The sequence below is a fragment of the Streptomyces sp. KMM 9044 genome (genome assembly GCF_024701375.2).
GTDB lineage: Bacteria > Actinomycetota > Actinomycetes > Streptomycetales > Streptomycetaceae > Streptomyces.
In genome coordinates this window covers 7,163,218-7,185,608 of the sequence record NZ_CP113910.1, presented here as the reverse complement: position 1 = coordinate 7,185,608, position 22,391 = coordinate 7,163,218, and the positions used below count along the sequence as shown (strand labels likewise).

Sequence of the window (22,391 nt, the reverse complement as noted above, 5' to 3'; positions counted from 1 at the left end):
GCAGGAGCAGGAGCAGGGACACGAGGGCGGCATGGCGGCTTTTGCCGTGCCTGTGTCGAGCGATGGTCACGGCCCATGTCCCTCCGTCGGCAAAACGGCGCGGTCGGCCCTCTCGGGCGGTCCGGGCCGGTGGCCCGGACCGCCCGGCTGATTGTCATGACCGGCACAAGATATGAGCCGAGGATGACTACGGACGCGTAAGGAGTCAAGAGTCCGGGACGACCTGCGGCCGCTCGGGCCCGGGACGGCCCCTGCCCTGATGCGAAGGCCCTTGGCGTGACCGCATGGCCCTCGATCTCTTCGCCGGTACCCCGTCAGTGACTACGCGGCCGCGCCGACCTGGCACGAACAGCTGCCGGGCCCCCTCCGACCTGCGCGGCCAGTGACCCCGAGACTCCCTGGAAGGCTGCGGAGCACCCCGGTCGGCGGCCGTCGAGCACCTGCCGGAGCATGCCACCACGCCCGGCACACCGTCCTCACCGACGACCGCGTCGCCCGGATCACCGCGCGAGACTCCGGCCTGTACGTCGGGAGACCTGTCCGAACGGCGTCCGCACGGCCGCGTACCGCGATCCCGACGTGAACGGGATCGGCTTCGGCGGCGCCCCGGCCCGAGGGCACCCGCCCGGCCGGTGCAGCCGGAGTCGACGCCGCCCCCTCCGTCGCCGACCCGCGGGGTCAGCCGCTCCGCTCCGGTAACGCCTACCGCTCCGCCCCGGGTTCGTAGCGCAGCGAGATGGAGCGCAGGACGTCCGAGGAGGACACGTCGGTGCGGCCGGCGTCGTGCACCTCGGCGAGCTGCACGAAGGCGAAGGTGAGGGCGGAGGTGATGTGCACGATGGCGGGCCCCAGCTTCTCGGTGACGATCTCCGCCACCTCGCGGGGGCTGGCGTCGTGCGGCAACTGAATGTGCGGCAGCATCTCTTCGAGGAGCGCGGAGACCGCTCCGCTCCTGGTGACCTCGGCGTCCGGGTTCTCCCGGAGTTGCCGCCGCATCTCGAGGGCCTCGGTGAGGATGCCGACGCCCCGCTGCATGATCTCGCGCTGCTCCATGGGCACAGCCTAAACGGGTGAGACGGCACCCTGGACGCCTGCAGGCATGTCGTGACCTGACAGCGGACGGCAGTAGAACCCGTTCCCTCTGTCTCTGCCGAGGGGCGCCGCATGAACGTCAGCATGCGGAAAAGACAGAGGTCCGACCATTTCCTTCCCACCGCCTCATCACTGGAACAGATTTCATTCCGAGTGCTGCCGCGCCAGCGTTTCACAGCATCTTCGCGCAGGCCACACCGCCGCCCCGGCCGCCGTTTCGCCGCCGCCCCCAGGAACTGGCCCACTCATTTGATTTCCGATTATCACCCGATACAGGAATCAATGAGATCTCAATTCCCAAGGGAGACCACCGAGCATTGCCGCCCTCGCCCGAGTGAGTGATCCATGTCCCCTACCGCCTCGCCGGACGACGGCGACGAACTGCTGGCCAGGCTCGGGGCGCTGACGGCTCAGGCACACGCGCAGGTCGAGGTGCAGCGTTCCCGGGTGGTACTCGCCGTCGCCCTGCAGCGCGGCATACGGCCCCGGGATCTCCCCGTCGTCGGCGGTGTGCGGCTGGCCGTGCGTTACGCACCCGCCTACCAGGGGCTCAATGTGGGAGGCGACTGGTACGACGCCTTCACGATGCCCGACGGCCGCATCGGCCTGTCCATCGGGGACGTAGGGGCACAACGTCGAGGCGGCCGCCTTCATGGGGCAGGTCAGAGTGGGGCTGCGGGCACTGGCCTCCATCACCGGTGAGCCGGGCGAACCGCTCGCCATGACCAATGACCTGCTGCTGTCCCTGGGCTCGGACCTCTTCGCCACCTGCACCTTCATACAGCTCGACCCGTCCAGCGGCGTGATCGAGCCCGATGCCGCCGGGCACACCCGCGGCGGCGGGCAGCAGCGCCGCCGTCACGCTCAACCGCAGCAGCAGAGTACCGATCGCGGCCTCGCGACAGCGCTGGCCCCGCCACCCGAACGGGCTACGGATCACCGGACCGCTCTCCCCGGCGCCACCGCGTTCGTCGAGCACGAGGCCGCCTGCCGGGACGTCCTCACCGGTGCCCGCCGGCTCCGAAGACGCATGCCCCGTTCACCTGCTCAGTGACCCGGCGTCTCCCATGACGACGACCGGGTGCTGCTCGGGGTCGAGGGCCAGCAGGAGTTGCCTCATGTGCGCCTTCTCGAGGCTCACGCAGCCCTGGGTGGGCCCGTCGTGGTCCACGTGCAGCCAGATGCCGCCACCCCGGTCGGCGCCGAGCGGGCGGGTCCGGTCAAGCGGAGAGGTACCCGGGACGCGGTTGTAGTCGATCGCCACGACGTAATCGAAGGACCCTGCGAGCGGCTCCCCCACGAAGCCCGTGCCCTCGATGGAGAATCCGGGCGACTCGTCGTAGGGCAGCCGGGTGCCCGGGTCGGGCAGCAGGCCCCCCGCGTCGCTGAGGGTGAACACGCCGATGGGCGAGCGGAGATCGCCCGCCATGTGATCGTCGGTCCAGCCGTTGAGCGCGTTGCGGGCGGGCCATCTCCTCCCCGCCTCCCAGCCCGAGGCCGTACGCCGGTACAGCACGGCCTCGGAGCGGTTCGCGTCCGGGCCCCTGCCGGTGACGACGACGGCCTGGCGGGCGTTCTCGGGGACCAGCGCCAGTGTCCGGGGACCGAGGCCGCCGAGCGGGACGGGGGTGTCGGGGTGGGTCCCGGTGCCGGTCCGGCCCTGGGCGGTACTCCCCACGCCGGGTGCTCCGGTACCCGGCACCGCGTCCCCTGCCGCTCGGTTGCCCGCCGCCGCGTTCCCCGGCGCTCCGGCTTCCGCCGCCTCGTCGGCCGGCGGGGCGGCGGCCATGGGAGTGACCGCTGTGTGGGGGGCCGCGGGGGTGGACGCATCCCGTGCCGTGCTGCCGGTGTTCGCACCGCAGCCGGTGAGGAGCACCGCCATCAGGAGGGCGAGGGCCGGCATCGGCAGCCGGCCGCGGCCCCGGACCGGGGCGGTGGACCGCCGGTCGCCCGGGGACGGAGCTCGGTGACGCCCACGGTGCGGGCCTTCGATCGATGAAGCCATGGGGCCAGCCTGGCTTCGACTTCGCCAAAACGCCGCGCTCCCTGCGCGAGTCCGTCCAACGTCCCCCATCTGCCCGCCGGGGCAACGGCGTCCGGTGGCCCCAGTGGGGCGGCGGACCGTCACTCCCCGACGAGGAACGCCAGGACGACTGCGCCCGCCCCGCTCGCGACGCCCACGACCGCGGCCGCCACACACCGCGCCCGGAGTTGCCGGTAGCGGTGTTCGTACGCGCCGCGGAGCTCGGCCGCCCGCTCGCAGATCCGGGCCAGTGTCACGCGGGAGACCTCGATGCGGTCGGCGGTGTAGACGCGTTCCACGTCCTCGCGCTGTGCGGTCGTCAGCCACGGCAACTGCTCGGCGAACCGGCCTGCCTGTCGTCGCGCGTCCTCGACTTCGGCCGCCCACAGCAGGTACCCCTCAAGCTGGTCGAGGCCGCGGGCGCTGTCCTGGCTCGGATTCACATGTTCCTCCACGCTGGGCTGCGGGGTCGCACCGGTCAGGCCTGGTCCCCGGGAGCCTGGACCACGGACCGCTCGGGGCGGTTGGCCTCCCTGTCGTACGCCGCGACCGCCGGGTGGTGCAGGTCGAACGCCGGGGATTCGCTGCGGATCCGCGGCAGGGTGAGGAAGTTGTGCCGCGGCGGCGGGCACGACGTCGCCCATTCGAGCGAACGGCCGTAGCCCCACGGGTCGTCGACCTCGACCTTCCTGCCGTACTTGGCCGTCTTCCAGATGTTGTAGAGGAACGGCAGCATCGACATGCCGAGCAGGAACGACGCGATGGTCGAGACCGTGTTCAGCGCGGTGAAGCCGTCGGCCGCGAGGTAGTCCACATACCGGCGGGGCATGCCCTCGGCTCCGAGCCAGTGCTGGACCAGGAACGTGCCGTGGAAGCCGGCGAACAGCGTCCAGAAGGTGATCTTTCCGAGGCGTTCGTCGAGCATCTTGCCGGTGAACTTCGGCCACCAGAAGTGGAAGCCGGCGAACATCGCGAAGACGACCGTGCCGAACACCACGTAGTGGAAGTGCGCCACCACGAAGTACGAGTCGGTGACGTGGAAGTCCAGCGGCGGGGAGGCCAGGACGACACCGGTCAGACCGCCGAAGAGGAAGGTCACCAAAAATCCGGCGGCCCAGAGCATCGGTGTCTCGAAGCTCAGTGACCCCTTCCACATGGTGCCCAGCCAGTTGAAGAACTTCACACCTGTGGGGATCGCGATCAGGAAGGTCATGAAGGAGAAGAACGGCAGCAGCACGCCTCCGGTGGCGTACATGTGGTGCGCCCACACCGTCGCCGACAGGCCCGCGATCGCGATGGTCGCGCCGATCAGACCCATGTAGCCGAAGATCGGCTTGCGGGAGAAGACCGGGATGATCTCGGAGACGATGCCGAAGAACGGCAGCGCGATGATGTACACCTCCGGGTGGCCGAAGAACCAGAACAGGTGCTGCCAGAGCAGCGGCCCGCCGTTGGCCGCGTCGAAGATGTGCGCCCCGAACTTGCGGTCCACCTCCAGGGCCAGCAACGCCGCCGCGAGCACCGGGAAGGCGAGCAGGACCAGCACACCGGTCAGCAGCACGTTCCAGGTGAAGATCGGCATACGGAACATCGTCATGCCGGGGGCGCGCATGCAGATGATCGTGGTGAGAAAGTTGACCGAGCCGAGGATCGTGCCGAAGCCGGAGAACGCCAGGCCCATGACCCACAGATCGCTGCCGAGCCCGGGCGTGCGGGCCGAGTCCGACAGCGGGGTGTAGGCGGTCCAGCCGAAGCTGGCGACCCCGTCCGGGGTGAGGAAACCACTGATCACGATCAGTGAGCCGAACAGGAACAGCCAGTAGGAGAACATGTTCAGCCGCGGGAAGGCGACGTCGGGCGCGCCGATCTGGAGCGGCATGATCCAGTTCGCGAAGCCGATGAACAGCGGGGTCGCGAACATCAGCAGCATGAGCGTGCCGTGCATGGTGAACGCCTGGTTGTACTGCTCGTTCGACACGATCTGGATACCGGGACGGGCCAGTTCGGCGCGCATGACCAGCGCGAGGATGCCACCGAGGATGAAGAACGCGAACGATGTCGTGAGATACAGCGTGCCGATGGTCTTGTGATCGGTCGTGGTCAGCCATGAGACGACGACTTTGCCGGGGCGCCTGCGCCGGACCGGCAGCTCGTCCTCGTAGGAGCCCGACTCCACCGAGTCCGAGGCACTGTGAACCACCACTGTTCCGCTCTCCTTACTGCGGGCCGGATCTCCACCCTCGGGGAGGATCTCGTAAATGCGCCCGCCCGTGTGCGACCCGGACCCCGCCCGGCGTGTCACGGTAAGCATTCATTTCGTCGCATATTGTGACGCAACAGGTGAGGGCTCGCGCGTTCCGGCGGGTCCGTCCGGACGTACCGGGGCCCGTACCCCAGGGGTACGGGCTCGTCGCCCGGGCGGGGGGCTACCGGTTGATCACGAACCGGGTTCGATCAGCGCGTCGCCCTCGGCCGAACCGGTGATGGTGACGTCCGCCGGAGTGGCACTGCCGCGGGCGCCGCCCATGGCAAGGATGCCGGACCCGTTGTTGGATCTGTCGATCGTGACGTTGCTGATCCGGACGTCCGGCATGGCGCCGCCTCCGGTCTTGACCGGAGGCCGTCGTACGTCGAGTCGTGGATGTCGGTGTCTCGGACCACCACTCCCGGGATGTCCGGCCCCTGCGCGAACAGGGTGATGGCGCCGAACTTCTGCTCCTCCTTCCAGAAGGCTCCGCCGGTACGGTGCAGCGCGTTGTTGGCGATGAGGGTCTCTCCGGAGAAGGGCAGCGGGTCGTGGTCGGTCGCCGGCATGATGCCCGGGTAGTTCATCGTGTCGTGGATCAGATTGTTCTCGATGGTGTTGCCGTGGCCGCCACAGACCGCGGTCGCGGTGAGGATGCTCGACCCGCCGGTGGCGGTCCAGGTGCCCTCGACGGCGACCGGGACGCTCGCGCCTGCGGCGACCGTCCGGGGCGTGCCGTCGAGGGTACGGTCGCCCACCTCCAGCCGGGTGACGGTGCCGGCGGGCACGGCCTAGGTGCCCCGGTTGTGCACGGTGACCGTGAAGGAGACGGCGGCACCGGTGGCGGTGCTCGCAGGGTCGGTGGCGATCGAGCGGACCTCCAGGCCGGGCCCGGGAGTTCGGGCCACGGTCAGTCTGTCCGTCACGGTGCGGCTGTTGTTGGTGTCGTCCTGCTCGGGGACGGTGTCCGTGGGATCGACCACGGCGGACACCGTGTAGGCACCCCGGTCCCGTCGGCCCACGTCCACGGAGACGGTCGTGGGGGCGCCGGCGGCGAGTGCGCCGACCGGGGCACTGCCGGCGACTGCACCCTCGAGTCCGACGTCCAGGGTGGAGGCGGGTGACAGGGCGGTGCCGGCGTTGCGTACGGTCGTGCGGACCGTGACGGCGTCGGACTCGGTGGGGGACGCGGGCGTCCAGGTGAGGCCGGTGACGAGATCGGGGTTGGGGGCGGCGGCGCCCATGACCTCCAACTCGGCGATCTGGGCGCTGCGTCCGCCGGAGTCGCGGGTGAACCTCAGTTGCACGTCGGCGTGGCGCCCGGTGACCGGGATGGTGACCGTGTTGCTGCCCGAGGCGGGGTTGAACGTGTAGTCGGCGCGGGGCCTTGATCGAGGTGAAGCAGCTCGCGGCCTGCTCGAGCCCGAGGATTTCGATGCTCTGTGTCCGGGTCTCCCAGACCGTGTCGGGTGCGAGCTTCACGAGGACGCCGGTCAGGTCGGCGTTCGCACCCAACTGGCCCGTGAATGTCGCGGGATGGCCTGCTGACTCCCAATAGGTTTCCGTCTGGCCGTTGTTGGCGTTCCTCGCCGCGAACTGGTGCACGGTGGAGGAGGTCTGGACGGGCTTGTTCAGCGCGAGGTCGGTTCCGTCGGCCGGTGGCCGTTCGGGGTCGGTGCCCGCGTCGCTGTCGTAGACCTCGATCTCGGACAACTGGGCAGCTTTCCAACCGGTGTTGGCGGTCACCCGCATGCGGATGTGGCCCAGCTCCCGGGCAGCGAAGTCCACGGTGACCGTGTTGCCGTCGGTGGGGTCGAAGCCACGGGCGGTGAAGGAGGTGCCGTCGGTGCTGCCCTCGACGGTGAGCGTCTGGGTCCGCGCCTCCCAGCCTGTGGGCAGTTCCAGAACCACCCGGTCGGCCTCGACGGTGCCGTCGAGGCCGACGCGCACGGGCTGCGGGAGGGACCACGCCGGGCCCTCCCAGTAGGTCTGTCGGCTTCCGTCGGTCATGTTGGTGACGGGACAGCCGGGGTGGGAGCCACCGGCTGTGACGCTCTTGCCGAGCGCCAGGTCGGGCCGGCGGACGGCCGGTGCCGCGGCGGTGGCCGGTGCGGGGTGGAGACCGACGGCGACCAGACCGGACGCGGCAGGGGCGCCGTCCTCATGGACGACGCCCCTGCCCTGCATCGATTCGGCACGGGCCCGAAGCCCGCCTCCGGTCACTGCTCGGCGTGGCTGACCTCCACCGGGTCGAAAGAGATCCGGGTGCGTGCTCCGCTGCCGGCCCACACGACCTCGACCGCGTCCCCCTCGTCCACCCTGACCCCCCGGACCGCCTCCGCCAGGGGCCGCGGGCCGGGTTCGGCGGTCAGACTCGCCAGGCTGACATGCACGGACGTGCCGTCGGACCGGCCCGTGAGCCGGGGCACCAGGGCCCAGCGGGTGAAGGCCGTGCCCTGGGGGGCGCGGATGGAGTCCGCGGCGGGAGCGTCCCAGCCGTGCAGACCGTGCAGGGACGAGAGCAGCGGTTCGTCGGGGCCGGTGGCCCAGCCTGTGTGCGTGACGAGGGAATCCGCCGGCGCCCTCACCACCCGGTGCACCCGCAGTTCGTGTCGGCCCTGGGCCACCGTGACGCTCTCCACCCGCAGGCCCGGCACCATCGGCGGGCCGTCGGCGAACACCGGCCGGTGCCAGGAGGCCGCCCAGCCCCACCCGTCTCCCTGTCCGGCACCCAGCGGGTGGACGCGGCAGCGCACGCTGGGCCGGCCGCCGACCACCACGGACAGGTGGTTGTCGGCGATGTTGCCGGTCGCGGTCGGGCCGGTGCGGGTCGAGTAGGCCTGGCGCCCGTAGTGCGGGTCGTCCTCGGCCGCCGATTCCGCCCGGTGCGGGCCCACATGGTGGCTGCCGTGGTTGTGCAGGCGGGCGATTCCGTCGGCACGGGTCGTCTGGAGAAGCAGTCCTGGTGCGGGGAGGGCGAGCACCCGGTCGGCCTCCTCCACAGGCGCGGGCTCCTCGCGGTCCGTCCAGAGGGCGTGGCCGGCGGGAGCGAGCAGCGCGAGGAACGCCTTCGACGCCCAGTACGGGGACGCAGGGCCCGAGTAGATCTGCAGCACGGCGTCGTGCGGGCCGTGCCAGCCGAGACTCAGCAGTCCGTCGCCGGTCAGCGCGCCCCGGTCCAGGAAATGGCGCAGGCTGCCGTCGGCGATACGGCGCGAGGCCCCCGGGGTCAGCGGACTGTGTCCGGTCATGGCGCCCAGCGCGACGGCCGAGGCGGCCGCGAAGCGGTAGGTGAGCGACCGCCCGTAGTGCATCGGAGCCCCGTCCGTGCCGAACATCAGGGTGAATCCCTCGAGATGGGTGCGCAGCCGGGAGCCGTAGTGGGCCAGGGCGTCCGCGTCGCCGGAGAGATGGGCGTCGAGGACCGGGTAGAGGTGCAGGGCCCAGCCGTTGTAGTGGTCGAAGGCCCGCGCGTCCCCGTCGGTGTACCAGCCGTCACCCTGGTACCAGCTCTCGAGAAGGCCCACCGCGCGCCGCCGGGCCGCTGCCGTCTCGCTGTCACCGCGGCCGACGGACTCCAGGAACCCGGCGACGGTGTACGGGAAGAGGTACCAGTTGTTGGGCGCGGGGGTGTGCCGCAGAGCACCCCGCAGCCACTCCTCGGCGCGGTCCTGCACACCGGGGTCGAGGTTGTTCCACAGCCAGGGGGCGGTCAGACGCAGCCCGAGGGCGACCGACGCCGACTCGACCATGGGCTGGCCCTGCACCGTGAAGTCGAGGATCAGCGGCCAGGACTCCGTGTCGTCACGGCCCGGGGTACGGGTGCCGGCGGCGAGTCCGGCCGCGTAGCGCTCGAGCCACCCGTGGGGGTCGTCCCCGTCCGCGCCGGCCACACGGAAGGCTGCGGCGAGGAACGTCCTCGCGTACCCCTCGAGGCCGTCGGAGCGCACGCCCGAGCAGGAGGACCGTCCCGGCAGGTCCAGCAGGGCGTGGCCGGGGGTGCTCCAGTGCTGGGCCGCGGTGAGGAGCCCGTCCGCGACGGCCTCCCAGTGGGCGCGGGTGTAACCGGTGTGCGGGCTCAGGTCACGGTTCTCCGGGGGCAGTTCGAAGGGGATGCTCATGCGAGGAAAGCCAGCCTTTCGCGTCGTACGGGGTGGAGAAAGCCGTCGCCGGTGGTCCAGCGGACGATCTCGTCGAGTGCGAGATCGGCCAGTCGGCGCAGCTCGTTGCCCTGGGAGCCGGCGAGGTGGGGGGTGAGCAGGACGTTCTCGCAACTCCACAGGGGGTGGTCGGGCGGCAGGACTTCGGGTTCGGTGACGTCGAGCACGGCACGGATACGGCCGGCCAGTGCCGCGTCGGTGAGCGCTTCCTGATCGACGACGGCGCCGCGGGCCGTGTTGACGAGCACGGCGTCGGGCCGCATGGAGTCGATCAGTTCGCGGCCGACCAGGCCCCGGGTCTCGGGCAGCAGCGGGGTGTGGACGCTGACCGTGTCGCAGTGCCGGAAGAGTTCTGCCAGCCCCACTCGGCGCACGCCGAGTTCAGAAGCCTCCCGGTGGTCGACGTACGGGTCGTGGAGGAGGACGTCGACGTCGTGCGGGCGCAGCAGTTCGATGACGCGGCGGCCTATGAGGGAGGCGGACAGGATGCCCACGGTGCGCCGGTGGTTGCCGGTGGAGGGGTCGGGGCGCAGCCAGTCGGGCCGGGTGCGGGCGGTGTGGTAGTCGCGTGCGCTCTCCAGGACCCGCTTGCCGGTGAGCAGGATCATGGCGAGGGTGTACTCGGCGACCGGTACGGCGTTGGCCGCGGCGGCGGAGGAGACCTCGATGCCGCGCTCCCAGCAGGCGTCGGTGACATGGGCGCGTACGCTGCCCGCGGCGTGCACGACGGCGCGCAGGCGGGGTGCCGCCCGCAGGACCTCGGCGTCCAGAGGCGGGCAGCCCCAGCCGGTGACCAGCAGGTCGATGCCGGCGAGCACGGCGCGTGCCCCGGGTGTGGTGAAGTCGTCCAGCACGGGGAGGGGCGTTGGATCGCAGAGCGCGGCGAAGGCCGCGTGCGACTCGGCGTCCAGGACGGCGGAGGCGACGTCGGGGTGCATGGCCAGTGCGGCACGGGGCCGGAGGGCGGGGCCGGGCGTGTGCTCAGTCATGGTGGGGGCCGAACTCCTTCTGTGAGCGGTCACTTCACGGCGCCGGCGGTCAGACCGCTGCGCCAGAAGCGCTGGAGCAGCGCGAAGACGAGGATGAGGGGGACGACGGCCAGGAGCGAGCCCATGACGACCACGGGGTAGTACTCGGGCGAGACGGACGCGGAACTGTTCCATGTGTAGAGGCCGAGGCTGATGGGGTAGAGGTTCTGGTCGGACAGCATCACCATGGGCAGGAAGAAGTTGTTCCAGATCGCGGTGAGCTGGAAGAGGAACACGGTGACCGGGCCGGGGCCCAGCATCCGCAGCGCCACCCTGAAGTAGGTGGTCAGTGCGCCCACGCCGTCGATGCGGGCGGCCTCCAGCACCTCGTCGGGCGCATGTCCCTGGCTGAGGATGCGGCCGAGGTAGACGCCGAACGGGTTGAACAGGACGGGGATGAACACGGCCCAGAAGGTGTTGACGACGCCGACCTCGGACGCCACCAGGTACAGGGGCAGGACGAGTACCGTCTGCGGCACCATGACGGCGGCGAGGGCCAGCCCGAACAGTTTCTCCTTGTGGCGGAAGCGGTACTTGTCGAAGGCGTAGCCGCAGGCGACGCTCACCAGCGCGCCGACGGCCGCGCCCAGCACCGCGTGCAGGAGGCTGTTGACGTACCAGCGTCCGTACTGGCCGCCCTCCAGGGCGAACAGGCCGCTGAGGTTGTCCAGGAACGCGAAGCCGGTCAGGGACAGCAGGTCGCTGCCGAACAGCGCGTCGCGCTCCTTGGCGGCGGCCAGCACCAGCCACAGCACGGGCAGCACGGGCAGCACGGTGTAGAGGACGGACAGGCCGACGACGGCTCTGGCCGTGGCCCGACCCACCAGCCGGGGGGCGCAGCAGGGTGCTGTCGGTGGCGCTCATCGGGCCTCCTCGCCGGTGTGGCGGCCGGTGATACGGGTGATCCCGTAGGACAGGGCCAGGGTGCAGACCAGCAGGACGACCGAGGCGGCGGCCGCGAGGCGGTAGTTGTTGTGGTTGAACGCGGCGTCGTAGATGTACATGCTCGGCGAGAACCGGGAGTCGATCATCGGTGAGGACTGGCTGAGCAGGACCGGTTCGGTGAACAGCCGCAGTGCCCAGATCAGGGTGACCATGGCGACCATCACGATGGAGGCCCGGATCAGGGGTGCCTTGACCTGGAGGGCGGTGCGCACGGGGCCCGCGCCGTCGACGACGGACGCCTCGATCACCTCGCGGGGTACGGCCCGGAGGGCGGCGTAGAAGATCACCATGTTGTAGCCGAGATTGCTCCACAGTGCGATGTTCACGATGGACGGCAGAACGGTGTGCATGCCCGGGAAGTCGATGGTGATGTCGGCGCGGGCGAGCAGGTCGACGACCGGGCTGATGCCGGGGGTGTAGAGGTACAGCCAGATCAGGGCCGCGATGATGCCGGGCACCGCGTGCGGCAGGAACAGGCCGAGCTGGGCCCAGGCTCGCAGCCGGACCACCCCGGAGTCGAGCAGCAGGGCGAGGAGGAGAGCTCCGGCCACCATCAGCGGGAGGTAGATCAGGCAGTACAGGGCAACGGTGCCGAGTCCGCCGAGGAAGGTCGGGGCGGTCAGCACGGCGGCGTAACTGCGCAGCCCGACGAAGACGGTGCGTTCGGGACCGAAGCCGAGGCCGGGCTGGTCGTCGCTGGAGAAACTGAGGTGGACGGCGGTGCCGACGGGGAGCAGGAAGACGACGAGCAGCAGGGCGAGGAAGGACGTCATCAGCACGCCGCAGGCTTCCAGCCGGCGGCGCCGGGCAGTCCTGCGGGCGTGGCCGGCGGGGGGTGCGGGAGCCCGCACGGGTTGCTCGGTGAGCACGGTCATGAGAGTGGGTCACCTGCCTTTCGGGCGGCTCAGGTGCTGTGCCGGGTGGTGGACAGACCGAGCGTCCTCAGGTCGGGCATGGTGCCGCACTGGGCGGCGCGCACCGAGTCGACGAGCGAGCCGCGTCCACCGGCGACCCTGGCGAACGAGTCCTGCATCACCTTGCCGGTGGCGGTCATCCGCGGCCCTCAGACCCAGCCGTCGCGGATCTTCTCCGCCTCCTGGCGGAAGAGGGTGTAGATGTCCTGGCCGCCGTAGTGCGACCGGTCGAAGGCCTCCCGGCCGGCGCCGACGAGGGCAGTGGCGGCAGGGTACTGGCTGCTGGCGCCGCTGGAGAGCCTGGCGCGCAGCGCGTCGGGGTGGGAGACCTGCCAGGCGATGAACTCCATGGCGGCCTCGGGGGTGGCGGCTGTCCTTGGTGACGGCGAACGTGGAGCCGCCGTGGGTGCCGACGGCCGGGCGGTCGGGATCCCACTGCGGTAGTGGGGCGATCCGCCACTGGCCCCGCTGTCCGGGGCGTGCGTTCATCTGGGCGCCGCCGTCCCAGGCGCCGTGGAGCCGGGTGAGGATCAGGCCCTGTGCGATCTGCGCGTCGAACTGCCGGCTCTCGGAGGCGTTCGCGTAGACCTCGTCGCGGTCGATGAGACCCTGCCCGTAGGCGGCCATGCGGCGGGTCGGGGCGTCGGCGAGGGAGACGTTCCAGGCTCCGTCGCGGGTGTCGAACCACTGGGCGCCCGCCTGCCAGGAGTAGGCGGCGAACTGCGTCGCCCCGTCGGTGGGGAAGAGGGAGAGCCGCCGGTCACCCGTTCTGCGGCGTACCTCGCCGGACAGGGCGGCGAACTCCTCCCAGGTGCGCGGGACCTCGAATCCGTAGTGGTCGAACAGGTCTGCGCGGTAGAGCATGACCATCGGCTCCACGTCGAGCGGGACACTGAACGTCCGTCCCTGGAATGTGGTCAGGTCGAACGTCTGGGGCGGCAGTCTGTCGCGCAGCGTGTCACCGACGAGGGCGACGCCGTCGATGGCGAAGCCCGGCACCTGCGGGTACTCGATGGTGGTCACGTCGGGGGCGTTGCCGGCCCGTGCGGCGTTGCTCAGTTTGGCGTAGCCGCCCTGCCCGCCGGTGGGGATCTGCTGGAAGTCGACCTGGACGGTGTCATGGGTGCGGTTGAACGCGTCGACGACTTCCTGGCTGCCGCGCAGGGCGGACCAGAAGGTGATGTGCGTGGCCTTGCCGCTCTTCGCTGTGCTGCTGCGCGTCGGGGTGTCCGCTGCTCCCCCGCTGCAGGCGCTCAGGGCTCCTGTCAGTGGTGCGGCGGCCATCGCGGCGAGCACGGATCGACGGCGGTGTCGATCGGTCATGGTGCCTCCCGCGACTCCTGCGTGTCGAGGACACGACTGTTCGGGACACGGGAATCGTCAACGACCGCCCACCAAACGGTCAATAGATCGATCAGAAGAAAACAAAGCGGTCAAACGTTCATCGGGTTCGGCTCGTAACGCCCGCTCGGTCAGTCCGGGTTCACCGTGAGGGCGCGGGTCGAACCGCGGACGGTCAGCGTCGGCAGGAGTTCGGTGCGCCGGACCACCGGTGCCGGCGCGCCGCGCGGCGCGCCGAGCCGTTGGAGCAGCAGCTCGGCCGCGGCCCGGCCCACCTCCGCCTTGGGCGGAGCGACCGCGGTCAGGGGTGTGGTGCCGAGTCCGGCCACCACGTCGTCGTACGCCACGACAGAGCAGTCCTCGGGCACCCGCACTCCGTTGTCCGCCAGCTGGTGCACGAGCATCAGCGCGTCCACGTCGCCGTGCAGCACCGCGGCCGTGGCCCCCACCGCGCGCAGCCGCACGTACAGATCTTTGGGTGTTGCGGCCGGGCAGGGCCCGCCCGGACCGGCGTCCGGGGTGCTCAGCGTCCAGGCCCCGGCCTCTACCAGCGGATGCTCCTCGGCGATCCGGGCGAAGGCGGACCGCAGGGTGCGCGCGGTGGGGCTGTCCTCCCGGGTGGCGAACACGAACCGTCGGTGACCGAGGCCCACCAGGTGCTCCACGGCGAGACGGGCACCGTAGTCGTGGTCGGAGCAGACCGAGTCCATCGCGTGCAGGGCACTGCCCGGCCACGGTCGCCGTTCCATCAGTACCGCGGGCACGTCCAGTGCGGCCAGCCAGTCCTGGTCCGCCTCCTCGTCGGCGCGCGTCCGCCAGCGCGGGGCCAGGAGGAGGCCGGCGGCGCCGTCTGTGAGCGCCCGCTCCACCAACGACCTTTCAACGCCTGCCACATGGGGGGCGATGTGCAACGCGATGCGCCGGCCGGCCGCCTCGAGCGCGCTGCGGGCGCCGTGCAGGGCCTCGTACAGGTACGAGTGCCGCTCCGGGACCACCACGGCCACCGTCTGCCCGTCCGGCGGACTCGGCGGGGAAAACTCGCCTCCCGGCAGGTTCCGGGCCGGGAACTCCTGGGGCGGCAACGCGGACCGGACGACGCCGTGGCCCCGGCGCAGCCGGCCCTCGCGTGCCAGTTCCTCGGCGTCCCGCCGGACCGTCACCACCGACACCTGGAGTTCGGAGGCCAGGTCGGTCACCCGGGCGGACCCCCTGGCCTCGATCGCCGCGAGGATCCGCCGCCTGCGCAGATCGACCGGCTCCCGCATGAGACCTCCCGAGCCCAAATGTTCGTTTGAACGATACCGGCCATCATAACGATCGCTCGGAACGCGGGGGACTGCTCTGCCGGGCTGCCGGGGCGGGCGGGAGGTGGAACACGTAACCTGCCCCCGTGTGCGGCCCGACACACCCCGAAACGGGGCCGGTTCAGTGCACGGCGGTCACCTCGACGGCGAGGTCGTTGTCGACGGTGTAGTACGGGCGCGCGGCGGCTTCGCCGACGCTGAGCGCCGGGTACACGTACACCGCCTTGCGGTCGGCCATGTCGTCGAGCAGCCGGCCGATGCGGACCAGTGGGGCGTCGGTGGCGGGCCGGAGAAAGGCGTCCCAGATCTGGTCGCCTGGCGCCCCGCCGGTCAGTTCCCCGAAAGGCGCGGTGAAGGAGAAGGCGCTGCCCTCGGTCCGCGCCGGGAAGGAGCGCGTGGTGCCCTTGTCGCTGCGCAGCCGGAGCAACGCGTTCGCGCTGTCGGAGAGTTCGGCACCGTGCAGGCACGCGTGGACCGTCATCGCACCGTCCGTAAGGTCGAGGCGGCCTGCCTCGGCGTGGGCGGTGCGCAGCCAGGACCGGACCGCGAGGAAGCCGTCCTTCGTGGCATAGGGCACCCGGACGGCCACCGGGGACGGCCGCTCGCGCAGGCTTCCGTCGACGAGGGCGCGCAGGTCCCGCAGGCCGGGGCGCAGCCGTTCCCTCACCGCGTCCGGTTCCCTCGTCAGATACACGTCCCAGCGGCCCTCGGCGAGGGCCGGCAGCGGTTCCAGCACCGCGCGGAGGCCGCTTTCGTCGCCGCCGTGGGGTTCGAGGTCGAGGAGGTGCGCCGGCGGTTCGGGCGCGTTCTTCTTCGGTCTCGGCACCAGGGCCAGCCGGGGGCGTCCGGCCGAGCGGAGCGCGACACGGAAGGTGGTCCGGCCGTCGGCTTCGACCGTGCAGCGGGCGCGCGGTGCGCCCGTGTCCTGTGCGGCGGTACTCATCGGTGTCCCTTCCGTAGGGTGCGCAGCGCCTCGGAGGCGGCGGCGAGGGCGAGGTCGGCGACGGCGTGGCCCCGGCCGGACAGGGGCCGGTGGGCCCGGCCCTCTTCCCGTGCGGGGCGCCGGCCGGTGCTTCTGGCCTCCACGGCCTCCCCGGCGAGGCGTTCCGCCTGCGCGACGACGGGTCCGGGGGCGTACCGGCGGGCGTTGTCGAGGGCTGCCCTGCCCATGCGGCGACGCCGTTCGTCGTCGCCGACGAGCTCCAGCAGGGCCGCGCCGAGGGCGTCGGCGTCACCGACGGGTACGAGCCGGCCGTCGACTCCGTCCTTGATGATCTCTCCTGGCCCGTAGGGGCAGTCGGTGCTCACGACGGGCAGTCCGCAGCGCATCGCCTCGACGATGGTCATGCCGAACGGCTCGAAGTGGGAGGCGGCCACGCCGATGGAGCCCTTGACCCACTCGGCCTCCATCGGGGTCGCCGCGCCCATGAGGAAGACGTTGTTCCACAGGCCCAGCGAGTCGATCAGGCGGCGTAGCGCGGCCTGTTCCTCCCCCTTGCCGTAGATGCGCAGCTGCCAGTCCGGGTGGGCGGCGGCGACCCGGGCGAACGCCCGGACGATCAGGTCGTAGCGCTTGACGGGGACCAGCCGGCCGGCCGCGACGACCACCTTGGCGGTGCCGTCGGCGGCGGGCAGTACGGGGTCGGGGACGCTGTTCGGCAGTGCCTCCACCCGTACACCGGGCAGCGACATCCTGCGCCGGTAGGATTCGGCGTCCGCCTCCGTGACGGTGGTGAGCACGTCCAGACGGCGGTAGGCGCGGCGCAGCGCGGTGCGCAGCCGGGGCGGGTGGTTGTCCAGGGTGAGGTGCTCCTGGCCGACCCGTGCGACATGCTCCGGAGCCTGGAACGCGAGGTGCACGTTCAGACCCGGCCGGGTCCCGATGACCACGTCGGCGTCGACGGACTCCAGGCACGCGGCGATCCGCTGGTCCGTCAGCTCGCTGTACTGGTGGTAGCGGTACTCGGCCGAGGGGAACACCTTGGCCGGTCTCCGGTGCCGGGGGTCGTCCTTCTCCTGCCTGAGATCCACCAGGTGCCGGAGCCTCACGGCGGGGTGCGGGGTGAGGTTCGGGTTCTCCCGGTGCCGCAGCACGGAGACGATCTCCACATCGTGCCGTTCGGCCAGCGCGGCGGCAAGGTTGAACGTGGTGGTGATCGTGCCTCCGATGCCATAGGCGTTGTGGATCAGGAAAGAGATCTTCATGGCGGACCAGACCGCTTAAAGCGTTCAAAAGTTGTCTTCTGTTATCACTTTGTTGGTTCGGGTTACACCCTCTGGACGAAAGATTGCATCCAGTCACTGCCGTCGGGGCCGGCCGGCCGAAGGTGCCTCCGTGCCGGACGGCTTGATCCCCATTCCGGGGCGGCGGCGGTGCACGGTCAGGTAGGTCAGCCCCTGGATCCCGGCGGCGAGCGCACGCGTGGAGCCGTGCGGGAGCCAGGTCAGGGTGCCCGCACGCAAGGGCTGCGTGCCGTCGGGTGCGGTCAGCGAGCCTTCGCCGGCCAGGACGAGGAGAAGGACGTCGAGGTCGGGCTCCCGGTGCGTGTCGACCTGCCGGCCGGGCGGAATACGCACGACGTTGGCGTCGAGTTGCCGGCCGGCCTCCGCGAGCCGCCACAGGGCACCGGCCGGCACGTCCTCGATGGCCGTCAGCGCGGCTGTGTCGCACAGCATCCGGGGCAGCGGGCCGTCGTCACCGTACTCGGGGGTGGGATCGCCGCCGCCTGCCGTCATCGGGTGTCACCGTCCTGTACGTCTCCGTGCGCGAGAGCCTCTCAAATGGGAACTTAGCATGCATATTTGAAGCCCGGCCGTCCGCTCCCGCACGCTCAAGCCGCCGACAGCGCCGCGAGCCAGTCCGTGAGGATCGCGTTGGTCTCCTCGGGCCGTTCCTGCTGGACCCAGTGGCCGCAGCCGTCGAGGATGCGGGAGGACCGCAGCCCGGGGAGCGTGACGGGGAAGGCCTTGATGGCGTCACCCATCCAGGTCATGGACGCGTCCAGACCACCACCGACGAACAGGGAGGGCTGGGTGAGCGGTGCGCCGGTGCGGCCGGCGAGGTCCTCCCAGTCGCGATCCATGTTCCGGTAGCGGGCCAGGGCTCCGCTCATCCCGGTGCGTTCGAACTCCTCGGCGTAGACGTCGAGGTCTGCCTCGCCGAGCCAGGCGGGCCGCGGGCCGGTGGGGAACCGGTCGCGCAGGGCGCCACCCGGACCGACGAAGTACGGTCCCGGAGCTTCCGGAGCGGGCATGGTGTCGGCGGACAGCGCCGCGTAGAAACCGGCCAGCCAGCCGCGTACGTCCGGTTCGATCTCGGCCTCGGCACGGCCGGGCTCCTGAAAGTAGGAGACGTAGAACTCCTCGTCGCCGCCCATCGAGGCGAAGACGGTGCTCGGTCTCGGGCCGCCGGGCGGGGAGTAGGGCACGGCGAGGAGGCCCACCGCGCGGAAGACGTCCGGCCTGAGCAGGGCGGAGTCGGCGGCGATCGTCGATCCCCAGTCGTGTCCGACGATCACGGCGGACCGCTCCCCCAGGGCGTGCACGACCGCGACGTTGTCCGCCACCAGCTCCGTCATGCGGTAGGCGTCCGGGGCGTCCGGCCGGGAGGAGCGGCCGTAACCGCGGACGTCGATGGCCACCGCGCGGTATCCGGCCGCCGCCAGAGCGGGCAGTTGGTGGCGCCAGGAGTACCAGGACTCGGGGAACCCGTGCACGAGCAGGACCAGCGGGCCGGTGCCCTGCTCCACCAGATGGACACGGCCCGCGGGGGAGGGGACCAGCCGGTGGGTGAGGTGGTGCGTGGGCTGCTGCGGTGGCATGCGTGCTCCCGTGACTCTGGATCCGTCCCGTGCCGGGACCGTGCTCCGAGAATGGGGGGAAGGGCCGACGAGGAGGGAGCGTTGTTGCCGAAGCGGCAACAACGCTCCCTCCTCGTCGGCCTGATCACTCCCGCGGCGCGCCTCCGTCCTCGGCAGACGGGCCCGGCGGGCGGAACCACAGGGCGTCCGGGAGCTGCCGCCCCGGACCCCCGGAGCTGTCCGGAGCAGGTGGCTCGCCGCCCGCCTCGTTGAACGCGGTGAGTGCCCCGACCAGCGCCACCCGTTCCTCGGGGGCGAGCCGTCCGACGATCGCGGCGATCTCGGCGCGGCGCCGCGCGGTGACGTCCGCGACGATCCGCAGGCCCTCGTCGGTCAGCCGCAGCAGCGTCTCGCGGCGGTTGGCCGGATTGGTCCGCCGTACGACGAGTCCGGCCGCGATCAGCCGGTCGACCATGCGCATCGCGGTGGACGGGGCGACGTGGAGCAGCTCCGCGAGGGCGACCAGTGTGGTGTCGCCGCGGGTGGACAGCATCACCAGCATGCGGAACTGCGGCAGGGTCACCCGGTCCCCGGCCGCGCCCAGGGACCGCGCGGAGACCTCCACGAGCAGCCGTGAGGCGGTCAGGACCGCACGGGTGACGGCGTCGACGTCGTCACCCGTCCCGGCGGGAACCTCACGTTCCGGCATGGGTCCTTTGTACCTCGCCCCCGCCCGGCCCGTACCCCTCCGGCTGCGCCACCGACACGGCGACGGGCACCCGCCCCCGCCCGGCGGGGCGGTGTCTCGCGGCGTCGTCGCCGGGCGGCACGCCGGCATGCCTGACCAGGTCCTCGAGAGAGGGCCTCGGGGCGCGGTGCGCCGGGACCCCGGGGCCTTCGGCGGATGCGTGCGCTCGCCCGGCGGAGCAGCAGGGCCAGTACGCCGGTCGCCCCGGCACGGCGCCGGCCACCGACGAGTCCTGCGACAGCGGGGCCGACCGCCACCAGCGGCAGCAGACCCGCGCACGCCCGGCATGCGGGCCGACGCGGTCCGGCTCGTCGGCCATGATCTGCTCCAGCGGTGTCGAGCCGCGTTCCGGCCCCCACCCCGATCTTTGTGCCGTCGGGTCCCACCGGTCCGGACGACCCGTGCCCGGGGTGCCGGGCCCCTGGCCCGACGATTTCGCGCTGTGGGATGATCCTGCCCGGGATCCTGGTACGGGTGAGCTGTGGTGTCGTCATCGGGCTCCCGCACCGGAGAGGAACGAACGGACGTGACCGCGCAGCGACCTGACGGCGAGAAACCGGAGAGCAGGGACGGGACGCCGTCGGTGCCGGACGAGGTCTGGCACCGGTTCCTCACGGACAACGAACGCGCCATCCGCGCCACTGCCCTCGTCGAGCCCTCCGCCCTGCAGAGGGCGTCGGGGTGGCAGCCGCGGCCGGCCCGCGGACGCACGGCGGGGCCGGGGGCCGACGGTACGGGCGCTGTCGGTGACCTCTGGTACCCCGACGACCCGTGGGAGGGACCGTCGTGGCGGAACCTGGACAGGCGGGCCAGAGCACGCCGCGTCTGCCGGGTGCTCGGTACGGCCGCCGCGATCGCGCTGGTTCTGGGCACGTGGTCCCAGCTGTCCACCGGCGCGGGCACCCCGGACCAGGGACCCGGCGACACGGTGCTGCAGCAGTCGGAGGACGTCCCCGCGGAGTTGCCCACGGCGACGTCCGTTCCCTCCGGCCTCGCCTCCCCGTCCCCGACCACGTCGGCGGTACGGGCCGGCTGACGCGCCGCCCGGCTCCCGCACACCGCGCGGCGCGAGACCCCTCAGCCGCCCAGTGCCGACAGCACCACCGCCTTGGCCTCCTCCTGCACCCGGCGGAGGTGGCCGGGTCCCTGGAAGGACTCGGCATAGATCTTGTACACGTCCTCTGTGCCCGAAGGACGGGCCGCGAACCATGCGTTGGCCGTGGTCACCTTGATTCCGCCGATGGACGCGCCGTTGCCGGGAGCCTCGGTGAGCACCGCGGTGACCGCCCCCCCGGCGAGGGTGTCGGCGGTGACCTGCGCGGGCGAGAGCTTGGCCAGGCGGGCCTTCTCCTCCCGGGTCGCCGGGGCGTCGATCCGTTCGTAGGCGGGCTCGCCGAAGCGGGCGGTGAGCGCGGCGTAGTGCTCGGAGGGTGTCTTCCCGGTGACCGCGGTGATCTCGGAAGCGAGCAGCGCGAGGAGGATGCCGTCCTTGTCGGTGGTCCACACCGAGCCGTCGCGGCGCAGGAAGGAGGCGCCGGCCGACTCCTCACCACCGAAGCCGAGGGTGCCGCCCGCCAGTCCGTCGACGAACCACTTGAAGCCGACGGGCACCTCGACCAGTTCGCGCTTCAGGTCGGCGGCGACCCGGTCGATCATCGCGGACGACACCAGTGTTTTGCCCACGCCGGCCCCGGCCGGCCACTGCTCGCGGTGCGCGTAAAGGTACTGGATGGCTGTGGCGAGGTAGTGGTTGGGGTTCATCAGGCCGGCGTCCGGGGTGACGATGCCGTGCCGGTCGGCGTCCGCGTCGTTGCCGGTGGCGAGGTCGAAGCGGTCCCGCTGCGCGATGAGGGAGGCCATGGCGTGCGGCGACGAGCAGTCCATGCGGATCCTGCCGTCCCAGTCCAGGGTCATGAACCGCCAGGTGGGATCCGTGAGGGGGTTGACCACGGTGAGGTCGATGCCGTGCTGCTCGGCGATACGGCCCCAGTAGGCGACGGACGCCCCGCCCAGCGGGTCGGCCCCGATGCGGATGCCGGCGGTCCGGATCGCGTCCAGGTCCAGCACCGTCGGCAGGTCGGCGACGTAGGTCCCGAGGAAGTCGTGACGGCCGGTGCCGGGGGCGGCGAGGGCACGGGCGTGGGAAACGCGCCGGACACCCTTGAGACCGTCACGGATCAGGGTGTTCGCCCGGTCCTGGATCCAGGTGGTCGCCTCGGAACCGGCGGGACCGCCGCTGGGCGGGTTGTACTTGAAGCCGCCGTCGGCGGGCGGGTTGTGGGACGGAGTGACGACGACGCCGTCCGCGAGGCCGGTGGTGCGGCCACGGTTGTGCGTGAGGATCGCGTGCGAGACCGCGGGGGTCGGTGTGTAGCCGTCGGCACTGTCGATGAGCACCGTGACGCCGTTGGCCGCGAACACCTCCAGGGCGGTCACCCTGGCCGGCTCGGAGAGCGCGTGGGTGTCGGCGCCCAGGTAGAGCGGACCGTCGGTGCCCTGTTCGGCGCGGTACTCGCAGATGGCCTGGCTGGTCGCGGCGATGTGGTCCTCGTTGAACGCGCCCGCCAGGGACGAGCCGCGGTGCCCGGACGTCCCGAACGCGACACGCTGTCCCGCATCCTTCGGGTCCGGATGCACCGCGTAGTACGCCGTGACCAGCCGGGCGACGTCGACGAGATCCTCGGGACCGGCCGGACCGCCCGCTCGCTCGTGCTGCATGTGCCCACTCCTTGGCAGGGGTTGATTCTGCGCTTGTGGACCCATCCTTCCTCTTCGAGGCTGCACCGCGCGA

General features: G+C 71.5%; 16 protein-coding genes and 3 pseudogenes. 2 read left to right on the top strand and 17 right to left on the bottom strand.

Going from position 1 to position 22,391, the window contains the following annotated elements; genetic code table 11:
- Positions 1–702: 702 nt before the first annotated feature.
- The gene (locus HUV60_RS32320; protein ID WP_257853608.1) at positions 703–1,053 is read right to left on the bottom strand and encodes a hypothetical protein; all 351 of its coding nucleotides are present in this window, start codon (positions 1,051–1,053) and stop codon (positions 703–705) included.
- 384 nt (positions 1,054–1,437) lie between these two features.
- On the opposite strand from HUV60_RS32320, the pseudogene HUV60_RS32315 reads away from it, so the two are divergent.
- Positions 1,438–2,146, top strand: a pseudogene (locus tag HUV60_RS32315) (PP2C family protein-serine/threonine phosphatase).
- Here the strand turns inward: HUV60_RS32315 and HUV60_RS32310 are convergent.
- The 15 genes and pseudogenes from HUV60_RS32310 to HUV60_RS32240 form a co-directional block, all read right to left on the bottom strand.
- On the bottom strand, positions 2,132–3,097 hold the full coding sequence (locus tag HUV60_RS32310) for a hypothetical protein (protein ID WP_443047475.1): 966 nt from the start codon (positions 3,095–3,097) through the stop codon (positions 2,132–2,134). The pseudogene HUV60_RS32315 and the gene HUV60_RS32310 sit on opposite strands and share 15 nt — an antisense overlap.
- Before the next feature lie 119 nt (positions 3,098–3,216).
- Positions 3,217–3,558 (bottom strand): hypothetical protein, encoded by a 342-nt coding sequence (locus HUV60_RS32305; protein WP_257853607.1) that lies wholly within the window; start codon positions 3,556–3,558, stop codon positions 3,217–3,219.
- A 35-nt stretch (positions 3,559–3,593) separates the two neighbouring features.
- The gene (gene ctaD / locus HUV60_RS32300) at positions 3,594–5,318 is read right to left on the bottom strand and encodes an aa3-type cytochrome oxidase subunit I (RefSeq protein ID WP_257853606.1); all 1,725 of its coding nucleotides are present in this window, start codon (positions 5,316–5,318) and stop codon (positions 3,594–3,596) included.
- A gap of 234 nt (positions 5,319–5,552) precedes the next feature.
- Positions 5,553–7,547: pseudogene (locus HUV60_RS32295) on the bottom strand (CARDB domain-containing protein).
- Between the two features lie 32 nt (positions 7,548–7,579).
- Entirely contained in the window at positions 7,580–9,481 is a 1,902-nt protein-coding gene (locus HUV60_RS32290; protein WP_257853604.1) for a DUF2264 domain-containing protein, read from the bottom strand.
- Positions 9,478–10,509: a hydroxyacid dehydrogenase gene (locus tag HUV60_RS32285; RefSeq protein WP_257853603.1), complete on the bottom strand. Its 1,032-nt coding sequence runs from the start codon at positions 10,507–10,509 to the stop codon at positions 9,478–9,480. The genes HUV60_RS32290 and HUV60_RS32285 overlap by 4 nt, the downstream gene beginning before the upstream one ends.
- Positions 10,510–10,538: 29 nt before the next feature.
- Entirely contained in the window at positions 10,539–11,372 is an 834-nt protein-coding gene (locus HUV60_RS32280) for a carbohydrate ABC transporter permease (RefSeq protein WP_257853601.1), read from the bottom strand.
- 36 nt (positions 11,373–11,408) lie between these two features.
- A complete protein-coding gene (locus HUV60_RS32275; protein ID WP_257853599.1) occupies positions 11,409–12,368 on the bottom strand; it encodes a carbohydrate ABC transporter permease in 960 nt (319 codons plus the stop codon).
- Between the two features lie 29 nt (positions 12,369–12,397).
- Positions 12,398–13,730: pseudogene (locus tag HUV60_RS32270) on the bottom strand (ABC transporter substrate-binding protein).
- Positions 13,731–13,879: 149 nt separating this feature from the next.
- The gene (locus tag HUV60_RS32265) at positions 13,880–15,013 is read right to left on the bottom strand and encodes a substrate-binding domain-containing protein (protein ID WP_257853598.1); all 1,134 of its coding nucleotides are present in this window, start codon (positions 15,011–15,013) and stop codon (positions 13,880–13,882) included.
- Between the two features lie 160 nt (positions 15,014–15,173).
- Positions 15,174–15,995, bottom strand: coding sequence for a transferase (locus HUV60_RS32260; RefSeq protein ID WP_257853597.1), 822 nt, complete (start codon positions 15,993–15,995; stop codon positions 15,174–15,176).
- Positions 15,992–17,257 carry a glycosyltransferase family 4 protein gene (locus tag HUV60_RS32255; RefSeq protein WP_257853596.1) on the bottom strand — a complete coding sequence of 422 codons (1,266 nt, stop codon included), beginning with the start codon at positions 17,255–17,257 and terminating at the stop codon, positions 15,992–15,994. The genes HUV60_RS32260 and HUV60_RS32255 overlap by 4 nt, the downstream gene beginning before the upstream one ends.
- Before the next feature lie 93 nt (positions 17,258–17,350).
- On the bottom strand, positions 17,351–17,788 hold the full coding sequence (locus HUV60_RS32250; RefSeq protein ID WP_257853595.1) for a hypothetical protein: 438 nt from the start codon (positions 17,786–17,788) through the stop codon (positions 17,351–17,353).
- A 95-nt stretch (positions 17,789–17,883) separates the two neighbouring features.
- The gene (locus tag HUV60_RS32245; protein WP_257853594.1) at positions 17,884–18,873 is read right to left on the bottom strand and encodes an alpha/beta fold hydrolase; all 990 of its coding nucleotides are present in this window, start codon (positions 18,871–18,873) and stop codon (positions 17,884–17,886) included.
- Between the two features lie 124 nt (positions 18,874–18,997).
- Positions 18,998–19,561 carry a MarR family winged helix-turn-helix transcriptional regulator gene (locus HUV60_RS32240; RefSeq protein ID WP_257853593.1) on the bottom strand — a complete coding sequence of 188 codons (564 nt, stop codon included), beginning with the start codon at positions 19,559–19,561 and terminating at the stop codon, positions 18,998–19,000.
- 565 nt (positions 19,562–20,126) lie between these two features.
- Between HUV60_RS32240 and HUV60_RS32235 the strand changes: the two genes are divergently transcribed.
- Positions 20,127–20,636, top strand: coding sequence for a hypothetical protein (locus HUV60_RS32235; protein ID WP_257853592.1), 510 nt, complete (start codon positions 20,127–20,129; stop codon positions 20,634–20,636).
- Between the two features lie 41 nt (positions 20,637–20,677).
- Here the strand turns inward: HUV60_RS32235 and pgm are convergent, their stop codons facing one another.
- Positions 20,678–22,318, bottom strand: a complete 1,641-nt coding sequence (gene pgm / locus HUV60_RS32230) for a phosphoglucomutase (alpha-D-glucose-1,6-bisphosphate-dependent) (protein WP_257853591.1) — start codon at positions 22,316–22,318, stop codon at positions 20,678–20,680.
- Positions 22,319–22,391: the final 73 nt, after the last annotated feature.